Consider the following 393-nt stretch of genomic DNA (forward strand, 5'->3'; position numbering starts at 1 on the left):
GATCCGGAGCTTCTCCAGCGACGTCGCCGCCGCGGCACGACGCTGGATAGTGCCCTCGCGGGCGAGGGCGTTCTCCCGGTCCTTGATCGCTCGGCGGAGTTCGGCATACTCCTCGAAGTCACCCAGGTGGCAGGTCATCGCCTCCCGGTAGCCTTCGAGCGCTTCCTCGCTCCGGCGCAGCTGGCGCGCCAGACCCACCACGGCCTGGTCGGCCTGGAACTGCGCGAACGACGACTCCAGGATCTCGCGTGCGGTGGCCCGTCCCACCCGGTCCACGAGGTTGACCGCCATGTTGTACGACGGCCGGAACGACGAGCGCAGCGGGTAGGTCCGGGTCGACGCCAGCCCGGCCACCGAGAGCGGGTCGAAACCCGGCTGCCACAGGACGACGGC

At 70.5% G+C, this 393-nt stretch carries 1 pseudogene; it reads right to left on the reverse strand.

Annotated features, from left to right (window positions below):
• Nucleotides 1-393 (reverse strand): annotated as a pseudogene (locus ELR45_RS41730) (DEAD/DEAH box helicase); the annotation flags it as partial.

Origin of the sequence: Phytoactinopolyspora endophytica (assembly GCF_004138495.1) — a bacterium.
GTDB classification, from domain to species: Bacteria; Actinomycetota; Actinomycetes; order Jiangellales; family Jiangellaceae; genus Phytoactinopolyspora; species Phytoactinopolyspora endophytica.